Origin of the sequence: Serratia plymuthica (assembly GCF_018336935.1) — a bacterium.
Taxonomy (GTDB): Bacteria; Pseudomonadota; Gammaproteobacteria; order Enterobacterales; family Enterobacteriaceae; genus Serratia; species Serratia plymuthica_B.
Genome location: NZ_CP068771.1, coordinates 4,026,593 through 4,040,605, shown reverse-complemented (window position 1 = coordinate 4,040,605; position 14,013 = coordinate 4,026,593). Strand labels below are relative to the sequence as shown.

Here is a 14,013-nt window from a genome sequence, read left to right as displayed (position 1 = left end):
TCCCGTCTGCCTGGCACTCAGTGCAACTCCGAAACAAGGCCATATCAGGCAAGTATAGCCCTGGATAGCGGTATCAGGGTGCCCTTGGCGCCTCAGTCGATCAACGCGTGGCGATAGCGGTGCAGCATGTCGGCCAGGCGTTTTACCGGGCCGGTGACGCTGAGCGGTGCCTGATAGTCCACCAGCTTCTGCTGATAGTCGTTCATCTCGCTCAGCAGGCGATCGTAATAATAGGCGCGTTTCACGTCATTCTTGGCCGAAACCACGTGGTCGGCAGTATTGCGGATCTGCTTATGGAAGGCCGAAAGCTCTTCGCTGGCCGGGATCTCCGCCCGCTGCATGCGCTGGTGGGCGATGATCAGGTTCAGCGCCAGCCGGTACTTGGCGATATCGTTCGGGAACATCATCAATAGCTGATTAAGCTGCTGATAAAGCGCCGGCAGATGGTTCTGCCGACGGCGCGACGCCTTGGTAGTCAGCGCCGAGACCGCGCTGCCGACAAACTGGTTCAGCAGCGTGCGGCCGGTGCGCTCACGCGAGTTGTCACGGATCAAGAGCAGCACCATCAGCCCCACACAGCTGCCGAGGAACTGGCCGAGCGCGCCATCGAGGAACTGGGTGACGTTAAAGGTCATCGGGTTGCTCAATACCAGAATATTGATGGTCCCCGCCAGCAGGCCGAGCGAACCCAGCCGCCGCTTTTGCACCTCGATGCCGATGAAAAACGCCAGCAGGCCAAGGCTGAGGCACAGCAATAAAATGCTCTGCTGGGTCGCCGGCAGGATCACCATAAAGAACAGCGAACCGACCGGGATCGCCGCCAGCATACCCAGCACAAAGTCCATCGCCACCATGCGCGGTGCCGGGGTGCGCATCGCCAGCGACGTGATCACCGCGATGATCACCATAAAACCGCTGCCGGAAGTCCAGCCGGTCCACAGCCACAACAGGCTGCCAAACGCCGTCGCCACAAAGGTGCGCAGGCCGTTAATCATGGCGTGATGCCCTTCCGCCGAGGTCGGTTTGACCACCACTTCACTGCTCAGCACGTCTTCTTCCACTGCGCTGATGCTGCTGTTGGTATGCACGCCTTTGGCCAACAGCAGGTAACGCGTGGCCGCGCCGACCCAACTGGTGATGGTCAGCAGCGTCTCGTCGGTGCGGTTGGTGGTCAGCACCTGGCGCAGCAGCTTCATGCGCTTGTGGATCTCCTGCGGCGTTTCCGCCGGCACCATCAGCAGTTCGCGGATATTGTCCTTCACCGCATCCGGGTGATTCAGCAGGATAAGATAGGTCTCGCAAGCCTGGGTAATCAGCGTCAGCGACAGGGTATGCAGCGCCCGAACGCGCCGGTTGACCTTCTGCCAGCGCGATGACTCCATCATCAGGTTGCTGCGCATGCCGTTCAGCGCGGTCGTGCTTTTGACCAGATTGCTCCAGGCGCGGTCAATGTCTTCTTTTTCGGCGTTACTGACGCACATCTGCATCAGCAGATACTGATCCACCAGCAGCTTGTCTACCGCCCGGTCGATATCCAGTTTGATCGAACGCGGCGAGAACAGTAGATCCGCCAGCACCGCGCTGACGATCCCCAACACAATCTCGCTGCAGCGTTCGATGGCGAACTGCGGCGCCTCCAGCAGATGGGCTTCGCTGGTGGCGACAGTGACGATGATGATCAGCGCGGTATAGCCGGCAAGCCCCCAGGCGTAGGAGTTTTCAACCTTGATCAGCGAAGAGAGCCAGGTACAAAACCCGGCCCACATGCAGCACAACAGCAGCATCACTACCGGCGCACGCGCAGTGGTGATGATAATCACCAGGCCGACGAAACAGCCGATAAAAGTACCGATAATACGCAACCAGCCGCGGTGGCGAATAGCGCCGGAGAACGGCTCGCCGCCCGCCGCAAAGGCCGGGCCGGCGGCCACGATGGCGGCGGTCATCGCCGACCAGCGCGGGGTTTCCAAATTGAGATGAAAACCGACAAACAGGGCAAACACAATCGCGAAGCTGAGTTTGAAAGCAAATCTCAGCCGAATAAACGTTGGGCTATTCATTAGCCAAACTCACGTAGCCGATGCATCAGGCGAACAAAAGGCGAGCCGCTGTCGGTCTTGCGATCGTTCTTGCCGGTGATCACCACGGTCGCGGTGGTGCCGGCCGGGTACGGATGCAACTGGTCTTTGTCGTCCAGCAGGATTTTAACCGGCACGCGCTGCGCCAGGCGCACCCACTCCAGGTTGCTGTCGATAGACGCCAACCCTTTGCTGTTTACGGTGCTGCTGCTGTTGTTAACGGCGGCGGCCAGGCTATCGACGGTGCCGTGCATGATGCGGTTGCTGCCCAGTGGGGTGATTTCCACACGGTCGCCCTTGTTCAGGCCATTCAGCTTGGTTTCTTCCAGATAGGCCAGAATGTAGAAGGTGTTTTTCTTCACCAGCGCCACGGCGACCGAGCCGCGGGTGATGTATTCGCCGCTGTGGACGTTCAGGTTGGTGACCCAGCCGTCAGCCGGCGCGCGCACCGTGGTGCGATCCAGATCCAGCTGCGCCAACTCGCGGGTCGCCACGGCTTTCGCCAACTGATGCTGCACGGTTTGCAGCACGTTGTTCGCCTGGTCAATCTCTTCTTGCGACATCGCCTGCACGCCCAAACGCACGCGGCGGCCGGCTTCACGTTTTTTCTCCGCCGCCAGCGTCTGGTAATAGGCCACATCGGCGCTGGCTTCCGCCAAGGCCTGCTCATAGCGCGGCCGGTCGATAACGAATAGCACCTGGCCTTTTTTCACCAGTTGGTTATCCACCACCGGCACGTCGGTCAGCAAACCGGTGACGTCCGGCGCTATCGCCACGACGTCGGCGGTAAACTTGGCGTCACGCGTCCAGGGGGATTCGGTGTAGAACACCCAGGCTTTGAATACGGCGACGATCGCTAACAGGACCAGAAACAAAGTGATCGCGATTCGAACTATTTTTATTGAGAAATTTTTCACAGCGACCTCAAACGAAAAGACGTGAAATCAGATAGAACAGACAGCAATACAGCGCGGTATTAAACAGCGCCGGATGCCAGACAAAATCGTAAAGCCCGGTGGGTTGCAGCAGGCGACGCAGCAAAAAAAACAGCGCCAGCGATACCAGCAACTCAAAGAATACCGGGGGAAACGACAGTCCAAAGATGACCATAACCGGAAGCAAACTCATCCATTTTTCCTTATTGTTCACTGCGCCGGGTGTTACCCTTTCTTCTCATTCACATTCTCTTTACATGTTAGCTGACGCGCACCACAAATTTAGGCCCAGACAGGTCAGGAACCTGAAAAAAGGATAAACTCAGGGGCATACGTCCGCGATAGGGATTGCGAGGATACCGGAGGGATCGACCAAGGCTGCTCTGCCGATCGCGCTCGCGCATTGGTAAGGTCTTTCCACCCGACCGGTTTATATTAGCGTGCTTACTATCAACTCATCAACAATCTGTGATCTAAATCACTTTTAAGCCAGAGTGAATAATGGAAAGACTAAAACGGATGACGATATTCGCTAAAGTCGTTGAATGCGGGTCGTTTACGGCGGCTGCGCGCCAGCTTGATATGAGCGTTTCGTCTATCAGCCAGACCGTCTCCAAACTGGAGAATGAGCTGCAGGTCAAGTTGCTCAACCGCAGCACGCGCCGCATTGGCCTGACGGAAGCCGGGAAAATCTACTATCAGGGTTGCCGCCGCATGCTGCAGGAAGTGAGCGAGGTGCACGAACAGCTGTACGCGTTTAACAATACGCCGACCGGCACGCTGCGTATCGGCAGTTCGTCCACCATGGCGCAAAACGTGCTGGCGACCATGACCGCCGATATGCTGAAGGAATATCCGGGCCTGACGGTGAACCTGGTGACCGGCATTCCGGCGCCGGACCTGATTGCCGACGGGCTGGACGTGGTGATCCGCACCGGCGCACTGCAAGACTCCAGCCTGTTCTCCAAACGCCTCGGTTCAATGCCGATGGTGATATGCGCCGCTAAAAGTTACCTCAGCCAGCACGGCACGCCGCAGAAACCCAGCGACATGGTCAACTTTTCCTGGCTGGAATACAGCGTGCGGCCGGACAGCGAATTTGAACTGATAGCACCGGAAGGCATCACTACGCGCATCTCGCCGCAAGGGCGCTTTGTCACCAACGATTCGCAAACCATGATCCGCTGGTTGAAAGCCGGGGCCGGCATCGCCTACGCACCGTTAATGTGGGTGATCGAAGAGATCAAACGCGGTGAGATCGAGATCCTGTTCAAAAGCTATCATTCGGATCCTCGCCCGGTGTACGCCCTGTACACCGAGAAAGACAAGCTGCCGCTTAAGGTACAGGTATGCATCAACTACCTGACCGAATATTTCAAGCGCGTGGCGGAAGTCTATCAGGGCTACCGCTGAGCAGAAAACGGCGCGGCGGATTTACGTTCAATGACACCGCAACATTGGCAAGGCTTTGATGCCGTTAGCAAAAGCACCATCGGCATTACTCCGTCGCTCCGCGGTGCGTTATGCTGCGCAAACCTCTCCCCTGCATCAGGAATAAAAATGAAAAAAATCATACTGGATTGCGACCCTGGGCATGACGACGCCATTGCCTTGCTGCTGGCCTGGGGCAACCCGCAGATCGAACTGCTGGCGGTCACCACCGTGGTCGGCAACCAGACGCTGGATAAGGTCACCCGCAACGCGCTGGCCGTCGCGCGTATCGCCAATATCACCGGCGTTCCCTTTGCCGCAGGCTGCCCGCGCCCGCTGGTGCGGCAGATTGAGGTAGCACCCGACATTCACGGTGAATCCGGCCTTGACGGCCCGGCGCTGCCGGAGCCGACCCTGACGCTGGAGCCGCGCCATGCGGTGGACGTGATCATAGATACGGTGATGGCGCATCCGCCGGGCAGCGTGACGCTGGTGCCGACCGGTGGCCTGACCAACATTGCCATGGCGGTGCGTAAAGAACCGCGCATCGCCGAGCGGGTAAAGGAAGTGGTGCTGATGGGCGGTGGCTATCACGTGGGCAACTGGAGCGCGGTGGCGGAATTCAATATCAAGATCGACCCCGAAGCGGCGCACATCGTATTTAATGAAAAGTGGCCGCTGACCATGGTCGGGCTGGACTTGACCCATCAGGCAATCGCTACGCCGGAGGTGTGCGAACGCATTGCCGCCATCGGCACCGGGCCGGCGCATTTCGTCGGCGAACTGCTCGAATTCTTTGGCCAGATGTACCGGCAGGCGCAGGGCTTCAGCGCACCGCCGGTACATGACCCTTGCGCGGTGGCCTACGTGATCGACCCTGAAGTGATGACGGTGCGCAAGGTGCCGGTGGATATCGAGCTGACCGGTACCCTGACGCTGGGCATGACGGTAGCCGATTTTCGCGCCCCGCCACCGCCGGACTGCCATACGCAGGTAGCGGTAACGCTGGATCAAGACAGGTTCTGGGATTTGGTGGTGGATGCGCTGGAGAGGATTGGGGAGGTGAACTGACAGCCGTTAACCGGCTGGCGGGCCGAAAGGGCATGCTAGCCGGAACAAGCATCTGTCGGTATTTAATTCACCGAAGTCTTTTGCCGGAAAATAAGAAAAAAAGACAAAGAAAAATCTTAATAAAACACATTATAATTGAAGTTAAAAATAATTATTTCCATAAGAATTAGACAACAGAAATAATAAATAATATTTTTAGCCGCATGCCCGCCTGTCGTTTACCAAGAAAAATCTTAACGATAATCGCTCAACGCTCACTTCCATGCCCATTGATGGTGCATGACCTTTTGGCTTGCTGAACATAAAAACAAAAATAAATAATTGATTTAAATACAATTTAATCAAAAAATAGTAATCAGTTGACCGCGACATAATCAGTTTGCGAAAATAACCCCCTTGGGATAAATAATCGCCACCGACGCCAGCAGGCTATTTTTACGCTGAATATTCCGGTATATCACGATAAATCCCCTGGGCATTAACACCTAAATAAGCCACCTTCACCAACAATACCTGGCGATATTAATACTCTAAAACACCTGATTTAAAACCAGAATAAAACGACGGAAATAGTCATAATATGTTCGCAGCAAAATACGCTTTCACACGGCAGTTTGCCGTATGACCAGAAAATTCGCTTTGTCGACGCTGGGGGCTGGCGCGTTGGCCCTGCTTCTGGCCTGGATGCTGGCCATCTTACCGCTCTATCAGCCCAATATGGGCGGTGTCGGCCTGGCGTTGCCACAGAATATCTTCGCATGGGGCACGATGGCGCTGCTGACGCTGATGGTTTTCCTGAGCCTCTGCGCCGGGCGCAGGCATATCGCTACCACCCCAACGGCACGCCTGCTGTTCATCAGCATTATGGTGCTGGCGTTACCGCTGATCTACACCCAGCCGCAGTGGCGTGAGGCCGCCTTATGGCGCTGCGCCGGGTTGCTGGGCGGCTGGCTATTCTACCTGGCCTGCCTGCAGCTCAGGCTGACCTCCCGCCAGCGCTCACTGCTGCTGTATGGGCTAGTTTGCGCCGTCGCCATACAGGCGCTGCTGGCGTTCCTGCAGCTGTTTGCCCCGGAGTTTGCCTGGGTCCCGCCCAATGGCAGCCGGGTATACGGCATCTTTCAGCAGCCGAACGTGTTGGCCAGCTTTATCGCCACCGGGTTGGCGCTGGCGTTGTTGTTGTTGCTGTCGCCGACCTATGCATTAGCGGGGGGCGAACGCCGGCGGCGGGCACTGCTGCTGGCGCTGATAATGGGGCTTTCCGCATTGCTGGTGCTGATCCAATCGCGCGCCGGATGGCTGGGCGGCGCATTGGCGGCGGCATTGCTGCTGTGGCGCTTTGGACGCTACCGGCCCGAGTATACCCGCCTGACCTGTGGCGCGATATTTCTGGGCGTTGCCATCGGCCTCGTCGTGATGTTGACCGGTTTCGGTCTCAGCGAAAAAATGGGGTTGCTCAGCCGCAGCCATTCCAACGGCGCACGACTGAGCATGTTGCGCGACACAGGCGCCATGATTTTGGCCAAGCCACTGTCGGGTTGGGGCTATGGCGGTTTTGAATACAGCCTCCTGCATTTTCGTCTGAATGAAATGCCCTGGCGCCGGATATCGGAAGTCGCCAGCCACCCGCATAATGAAATTTTACTGTGGTGGGTCGAGGGCGGCCTGATCGCGCTGGCGGGCATTGGTCTGATCCTGGCAGCCGGCGCGCGGCTGTTGCGCCAGGCCTGGCGCAGGGACCTTCTCGAGCCGGCCGGTGACAGGATCGGGCTATTCTTGGTGCTGTTGCCGATGCTGCTTCACACCCAGCTGGAATATCCTTTTTATCTGTCCGCTCCCCACTGGCTGGTATTCCTGCTGCTGCTGGCGTTGCTGGACGGTCAAACCGACGTACGGCGCCCGCTGCCGGCCGCCAAAGCGCTGGGCGTCCCGGTTGCCATTTTAGCTGCCGGTGCGCTGGTGATGCTGAGCTTCGCCTGGATCGGCGGCCAGGCGTTAACCCGATCGGAGCGCACCATGCTGGTCAATATCGACAGTATTGAAACCATGCCCGAACCGGCCGCCTGGATCCACCGGGAACGCAAGGCATTTGACGAACAGTCGCACGCGCTGCTGGTTTATAACCAGACTCAGGATGAGGAATTGCTGACACATTACCGGCAGTGGGCGGACGCTTATCTGCAGCGACGCATTGACGCCAACGTCTACGCCACGCTCATTATGATATTGCGCCATCAGGGCGCAAATACGCAAGCCGACGCCCGCCGGCACGAAGCCGCATTTTTCTTTCCGCAAGATCCGCGTTTCAGGTAGGAACATCCACTCGCGCAACTGACCTGGAGTATCCGGGGCCGTGAACCGGCCCCGGAAAAGGACTAGGCGGTACCGCCTACGGTCAGCATATCCAGTTTCAGGGTCGGTTGGCCGACGCCCACCGGCAGGCTTTGCCCTTCTTTGCCGCAAACACCTACGCCTTTATCCAGCGCCAGATCGTTGCCGACCATCGAAATCTGCTGCATCGCCTCGATGCCGGAACCGATCAACGTCGCGCCCTTCACCGGCTTGGTGATGCGGCCTTTTTCGATCAGATAGGCTTCGGTGGTGGAGAACACAAACTTGCCGGAGGTGATGTCCACCTGGCCGCCGCCAAAGTTCGGCGCATACAGGCCGTACTCCACGCTGGCGATGATCTCTTCCGGCGTGGACTTGCCCGCCAGCATGTAAGTGTTGGTCATGCGCGGCATCGGCAGATGCGCATAGGACTCGCGGCGGCCGTTGCCGGTCGGCGCAACGCCCATCAGGCGCGCATTCAGCTTGTCCTGCATGTAGCCTTTCAGGATACCGTTTTCGATCAGCACATTGTACTGGCCCGGCACGCCTTCATCATCGATGGCCAACGAACCGCGGCGCCCCTGCAGGGTGCCGTCATCCACCACGGTGCAAAGCTCGGAAGCCACCAGTTGGCCCATCTGGCCGCTGAACACCGAGGTGCCGCGACGGTTGAAATCGCCTTCCAGGCCGTGACCTACCGCTTCGTGCAGCAGCACGCCCGGCCAGCCGGCGCCCAGCACCACAGGCATATTGCCGGCCGGGGCCGCTACGGCGGAAAGGTTGATCAACGCCATGCGCACCGCCTCTTTGGCGTAGGCGTCCGCGCGGACTTCGCCATCGGCGATTTCCAGGAAGTAGTCATAACCGAAACGGCCGCCGCCGCCGCTGGAGCCGCGTTCACGCTTGCCGTCCTCTTCCACCAGCACGCTGACGGAAAGACGCACCAGCGGGCGGACGTCCGCCGCCAGGGTGCCGTCGGTCGCAGCCACCAGGATTTGCTCATACACGCCGGTGATGCTGGCGCTCACCTCCTGCACCCGCTTATCGGCCGCACGGGCAACCTTATCGACGCGGTGCAGCAGGGCAATTTTCTCTTCGCGCGGCAGGCTTTGCAGCGGGTCGAGCAGCGGATACAGCGCCTTATGGCTGATTTCACCCAGCGTATGCGCCCGGCCGTCACCGCTGTCGCGCACGATGCTGCGCGCCGCCTGGGCGCTTTGATGCAGGGCGTTCAGGGTTATCTGATCGGCATAGGCGAAACCGGTTTTCTCGCCGCTGACGGCGCGCACGCCAACGCCCTGGTCGATATTATAAGAACCATCCTTGATGATGCTGTCTTCAATCACCCAGGCTTCGTGGTAGCTGGACTGAAAATAGAGATCGGCGTAATCGAGGCGGCGTTCGGCCAGTTGCCCCAAGACAGAGAACAAGTCCTGGTGGCTCAACTTATTCGCAGCAAGTAACTGCTCACTGACAAACGTCAGGCTCATAATTTTTTCACTCTTTATTGGAGGAGGTTTTTTCAAACGGCGCCGTCAGCGACGTCTGGAATCTGTTGTGTTGCAATACCGGCATTTGCGCGCGAATGGTGTTGAGGCCGGCCGTGTCGACCCGTACTTTCAACGCCGAAACCGCATCCGGGTTTTCGGCCAGCACCTTGCCCCAGCCGTCCACCGCCAGCGAATAGCCCCAGGTGCGGCGGGTGGGGCCGTGGCTACCCACCTGCGCCGGCGCCAGGATCACGCACTGGTTTTCAATCGCCCTTGCGCGCAGCAGGATTTCCCAATGCGCCTCGCCGGTCACCCGGGTAAAGGCGGCCGGTACGGAAATCAGCTCTGCGCCCTGAGCGCGCAACGCCTGATACAGCGCCGGGAAGCGCAGATCGTAACATATGGTCATGCCAAGACGGCCGACTGGCGTATCCACCACGGTCAACTGCTGGCCATGTTGGTAAGTGTCCGATTCCCGATAATGGCCGTGGGAGTCGTTAATGTCCACGTCGAACATATGCAGCTTGTCGTAGCGCGCCCGGATTTCACCCTGGTCATCAAACAGCAGGCTGCTGGTGGTGATAAGCTCCGGGTTCTCGCGGCTGATCAACGGCATAGAGCCTACCAGCAACCATACGCCATAGCGCCGCGCCAGCTCACGCACCGCCTGCTGCAGCGGACCATCGCCCTGCGCTTCCGCATGCTGGCGATAAGCGGCAGAGTTGGCGAACAGCAGCGCGTTCTCCGGCGTCATGACCAGTTTTACCCCGGCATTGAGCTGCTTGATCTGCTGTTCAATCTGGGCCAGGTTATCGCGTACCCGATCGCCACTGCACAACTGTAACAACGCAACGTTAGCATTTCTCATGACGCCTTATTCTCCTTTGGCTTACGCAACACCTCGTTAATTTTCGGCTGATCCAGGCTGCCGCTGATGTGATAGCGAATCAGCGAGATCTTGTTCCACAACGGCGCCAACACTTTGGAGGCGGCAAACACCGCCGCACCGACGATCGGATTGATCACGAACGCCGTCGCCACGCCGACCGTGGCTGAGATCTCCGGTGCCACCACCGCTTCCATATCAATCTGCCGACGCGCCAGATCAATCTGGCCATTCATGGCGATGTCTGCCGCCAGCCCGTCAACCAAAAGATTGTCGGTATGCATTATGCCATCTTTCATCCACGCGGTGCTGCGGATGGAATCAAAGTAGAAGCCCTTACCGAAGGTATCACTGAAATCAAACTGCAGCTTGCGTAACAGGGCGTCGAAACTCACCAAACGCAACAGCTGGCCTGCACGGCCGCCGCCGATGCTGTCGATCTCGCCCTTGCCCATATTGACTTTCAGCGCGCCGCTGAGGGTATCCATCTGCGGTTTCCACGGTTGGCCGCGCCAGTACAGGTCGAAATCGACATCGTAAGGCGCTCCTTTCAGCGGGGTGGTGATACCGAAGAAGGCGGCGGTTTCATCGATTTTGCCGCCCAGCAACTTGCCTTTCAGCGAACTGCGCTCTTCCTGCGCGTTCTGCTTCCACAGGCCGCTGGCGGTCATGCGCCCTTTGCCGGTGTCGATCAAGCCATGCGTAAGCAGAAGGGTATCCCCCTGATTGGTCAGATCGGCTTCGACCTTACCGAGATTCTGCCCCATCACCCAGCACGCCTTGCAGCGCAGCATCAGCGAAGGCCAGTCACTGAAGGAGACTTTATCCGCAACGGCCAACGGGTTGGTCGCCGCCGGGGCGCTCTTGTCCGCGCTGAACTGCGGGTTGTAATAGAGGTAGTTGATGTCCGCACGCCATGGTCCGCGATCCGCGACCCGCAGGCTGCCGTCAACTTCATCGCCTTTGGCGCTGACCAGCGTGCTACCCAGCTGTTTCTCCGCCGTCAGTTGCAGCTTATGCCATGCCTGACCGCCCAGCATCAATTGCGGCGTTTTCAGCGCCACGGTGGTCGGGAAATTAAAACCGCCCACCTGGCCTGAGCTACCGCCTTGTTTTAGCGCCGGCGCCAACAGCGCCAGCCATTTCTCACCGTCCAGCGGCGGCAGGTTCAGCGTCAACGAGGGGCTACCCGGCAACGGCGGCGTAGCGCCGGCATCGGTTTGCCATGCGGCGCGCGCCAGCGTCACCTGCTTTTTGGCAAAGAGCCATTCGCTGTTGAACCGGTTCTGCTTGCCTGCGCTGCCGGTCAGCATGAAGCCATTCAGTCCCCCCTTCACCTTAACGCTCAACGGCAAGGGCCCACCCGCCGGTTTATCCAGCGGTGGAGGTAAGTGACTGCTTACTTTTCTGAGGTCGGCATTGAGGCCAATGTCATAGCTGGCCGCGCCCTGGTGTGGCAGGACGATCGCAATCTGGCTCTGCCAGGGCGCGCTGCCGCTCAGCGCATCACTCACTTCCTGCGGTATGCCGGGGAATTTAGCCGGCAACCAGTCAGCTTTCAGACCAACGTTGACCTTATAGTCGCTTTTGCCCTCTTGAGTGGTGAAATTCACCGCTACCGGCTGCCCGAACCAGTTAGCCGACAGCGTGTCGCTTGTCAGTGTGCCGTTATCGAAGCGGAATTTGCCGCTGACCTGTTTCAGTTCGCTTTCAATCGGCTTAACCAGCAGCGAATTGTTGTTCAACGCGACCTCACCCTGCGCACGCACCTGCTCGCCGTTCAAGGGGATATCGAGATGTAAGCGCCCACTGACATTACCGCCAATCTGCAGCTCATCCAGGGCCGAACCGAGCGAATCATGCAGCGGGGTCTGGTTGAAATAGTTATGGATCTCTGCGCCTTCGCCCGCCACGTCGGCGTCAATCAGCAAGCGTTCTTTCAGGTAGTCAGGGATGACCGCCGTAATATTCTTGCCGTCCACCTTGCCCAATTTGGTTTGCGGAGCATTCATCCACAGTCCCTGGTTGGCAAAGTCGAGATCGATCGCCAGATCGGTCAGCGCCGGCCAGCCCGGCTGGAACTGAAAGGTGGAATGACGCAGCGGCACGAACACTTCGAACTGCCCTTCGTTCTTGCGATAAGGGAAATGCTGCGGATCGCCGGCGTAAATCAGCGTGGCGTTATCCACCTGGCCGCCCTGAATGGCACCGCCAAGATAATCCACCAGGTGCTTGCCCATCAGCGGTTCGGGGAAGTAACGCCAGGCGTCTGCGCCGTCATACAAACGAATGCCGGCCAAAATACTCAGCCAGGGGTCGCCTTTCGCCGGCTGCCGGTAGCGGAAATCGCCGTTAACCCACAGCGATTTGGCCTTCACATCCAGGTTCTTGCTGGCCAACTCCCAGCCCTGGTCGTTGTTAAGCCAGGTCAGCGCACCGCGCGCGCTGCTGACTTCCAACGGGGCGCGGAACATGTCGCCGTAAGGTAAGGTGCTGTTGTCGAGACCCAGCGTCAGGCGGCCATTCTCTACGCCGCCGCTCAGCGCGCCGGAGAAGTGATTAACCCCCGGCAGCAGTTTCCAATGCTGCCAACTGACATCTTGCCAGCGGGCCTGGAAACGGGTTTTTTCCGGTTGTTTCAACGGGATGTCGAGCGCCAGCGCATCGAGTTTTCCCTGTGGCTGTAAATCGTTCCAGCGCTCCAATACGTCCGGGCTGAGGAACGAGAACGTGGGCAACAACGCCGACAGCCGCTCAAGCTGAATACCGGTGGCGCGAACGCGCAATTCTTCGTTCTGCCCCGGCCCCATAAATTCGGTATTTTCCGGCAGCCACAGCGCTGAAAGCCGGCCCGGCGGCCAGGTCTTGCCGTCGGTTTGCACGCTGAGCTGCGGCACGTCAACTTGCCAGCCGTTGCCTTGGCGACTGAGCGCCAACGCCAGATTATCCACATCCAGCCGGTGCTGTTCGGTCCCCACGCTCCAGTTAGCCGCGCCTTGTTTCAGTAGCGCATTGCCACCGGCTATTTCGCCGTTTTTGATCTGCAGCCAGGCCGCCAGGCTGAAATCCGCGCTCTCCAGGCCGGTATTGGCACGCAGCCAGCGGGTAAACCACGGCTTCATGTCAATATTATCGGCCTGCATATAGACCGTACCGGTATTTAATAATCCCTGGTTATCGCGCAGATCCATACGCAGTTGCACCACGCCGTGCTGGCCATTCAGCGTCGACAGGCTAAGCTGCCCTTCGGCGCGGTGGCGATCGCGGCCATTAAGCCAGGTGAGCTGCGGGATTTCGAATTCGGCGCGTGCGCCGGAAGGCATGAGAAAAGAGACACGGCTGTCGCGCAGATCAAAATGATCGAGCTGATGCAGCATCAGATCGCTGATTTTGCCCGGCTCGATGGCGTTGCCCTTATTGTCATCGCCACCCAGCGTGCTATTCATGTCGAGCTGGAATTGATAAAAGGTGAGATCGCGGAACTGCCAGCGCCAGTGCAGCAGCGACTGCCACACGTCCAGCGCCAGCGTAACGCGTTCGATGTGCAAATTGCTTTTGGGTAGCGTGGCGCGCACGTTACGCATTTCAAGCTGTGGACCGAAGGTTTCCCAACTCCCCTGCATGAAATCGACCTGGAAAGGCACGCCGGAGAAGTTTGACACTTTGGCCAGCACTTGAGGACGGTACTTGTTCAGTTCAGGCAGCGCCAGACGCAGCCCACTGACCAGTAACGCCACAACAACAATCAGAGTGGCGCCTGTTGCTAACAAAATCCCAGGCAGTCGCCTCAC

At 58.5% G+C, this 14,013-nt stretch carries 9 protein-coding genes; 3 read left to right on the top strand and 6 right to left on the bottom strand.

The features are described 5' to 3' along the window. Positions 1 to 92: 92 nt before the first annotated feature. Genes aaeB through aaeX form a run of 3 tightly spaced genes read right to left on the bottom strand, consistent with a single transcriptional unit; the run spans position 93 to position 3,206 of the window. On the bottom strand, positions 93 to 2,060 hold the full coding sequence (gene aaeB / locus JK621_RS18850) for a p-hydroxybenzoic acid efflux pump subunit AaeB (RefSeq protein ID WP_212557173.1): 1,968 nt from the start codon (positions 2,058 to 2,060) through the stop codon (positions 93 to 95). Beyond that, complete coding sequence (aaeA, locus tag JK621_RS18845; RefSeq protein WP_212557172.1) at positions 2,060 to 2,995, bottom strand: p-hydroxybenzoic acid efflux pump subunit AaeA; 936 nt, start codon at positions 2,993 to 2,995, stop codon at positions 2,060 to 2,062. Before aaeA ends, aaeB begins: the two co-directional genes overlap by 1 nt. A 7-nt stretch (positions 2,996 to 3,002) precedes the next feature. Beyond that, positions 3,003 to 3,206 carry a p-hydroxybenzoic acid efflux pump operon protein AaeX gene (gene aaeX / locus JK621_RS18840; protein WP_006317505.1) on the bottom strand — a complete coding sequence of 68 codons (204 nt, stop codon included), beginning with the start codon at positions 3,204 to 3,206 and terminating at the stop codon, positions 3,003 to 3,005. Between the two features lie 308 nt (positions 3,207 to 3,514). Between aaeX and aaeR the strand changes: the two genes are divergently transcribed. The 3 genes from aaeR to JK621_RS18825 all read left to right on the top strand — a co-directional run bounded on the left by aaeR (position 3,515) and on the right by JK621_RS18825 (position 7,828). Further along, positions 3,515 to 4,426, top strand: coding sequence for an HTH-type transcriptional activator AaeR (gene aaeR / locus JK621_RS18835; protein WP_212557171.1), 912 nt, complete (start codon positions 3,515 to 3,517; stop codon positions 4,424 to 4,426). Between the two features lie 147 nt (positions 4,427 to 4,573). Beyond that, positions 4,574 to 5,515 (top strand): nucleoside hydrolase, encoded by a 942-nt coding sequence (locus tag JK621_RS18830; protein ID WP_212557170.1) that lies wholly within the window; start codon positions 4,574 to 4,576, stop codon positions 5,513 to 5,515. Positions 5,516 to 6,136: 621 nt separating this feature from the next. Further along, a complete protein-coding gene (locus JK621_RS18825) occupies positions 6,137 to 7,828 on the top strand; it encodes a PglL family O-oligosaccharyltransferase (RefSeq protein WP_212557169.1) in 1,692 nt (563 codons plus the stop codon). Between the two features lie 62 nt (positions 7,829 to 7,890). Here the strand turns inward: JK621_RS18825 and tldD are convergent, their stop codons facing one another. Genes tldD through yhdP form a run of 3 tightly spaced genes read right to left on the bottom strand, consistent with a single transcriptional unit; the run spans position 7,891 to position 14,013 of the window. Then, on the bottom strand, positions 7,891 to 9,336 hold the full coding sequence (gene tldD / locus JK621_RS18820; RefSeq protein WP_212557168.1) for a metalloprotease TldD: 1,446 nt from the start codon (positions 9,334 to 9,336) through the stop codon (positions 7,891 to 7,893). Between the two features lie 7 nt (positions 9,337 to 9,343). Further along, entirely contained in the window at positions 9,344 to 10,204 is an 861-nt protein-coding gene (gene nit1 / locus JK621_RS18815) for a deaminated glutathione amidase (protein ID WP_212557167.1), read from the bottom strand. Continuing rightward, on the bottom strand, positions 10,201 to 14,013 hold the full coding sequence (gene yhdP, locus JK621_RS18810; RefSeq protein ID WP_212557166.1) for an AsmA2 domain-containing protein YhdP: 3,813 nt from the start codon (positions 14,011 to 14,013) through the stop codon (positions 10,201 to 10,203). The genes nit1 and yhdP overlap by 4 nt, the downstream gene beginning before the upstream one ends.

Bases quoted from the DNA above. Each gene is read 5' to 3' on its own strand.
- aaeB (WP_212557173.1), bottom strand. From the start codon at position 2,060: ATGAATAGCCCAACGTTTATTCGGCTGAGATTTGCTTTCAAACTCAGC.
- aaeX (WP_006317505.1), bottom strand. From the start codon at position 3,206: ATGAGTTTGCTTCCGGTTATGGTCATCTTTGGACTGTCGTTTCCCCCG.
- aaeR (WP_212557171.1), top strand. From the start codon at position 3,515: ATGGAAAGACTAAAACGGATGACGATATTCGCTAAAGTCGTTGAATGC.
- JK621_RS18830 (WP_212557170.1), top strand. From the start codon at position 4,574: ATGAAAAAAATCATACTGGATTGCGACCCTGGGCATGACGACGCCATT.
- JK621_RS18825 (WP_212557169.1), top strand. From the start codon at position 6,137: ATGACCAGAAAATTCGCTTTGTCGACGCTGGGGGCTGGCGCGTTGGCC.
- tldD (WP_212557168.1), bottom strand. From the start codon at position 9,336: ATGAGCCTGACGTTTGTCAGTGAGCAGTTACTTGCTGCGAATAAGTTG.
- nit1 (WP_212557167.1), bottom strand. From the start codon at position 10,204: ATGAGAAATGCTAACGTTGCGTTGTTACAGTTGTGCAGTGGCGATCGG.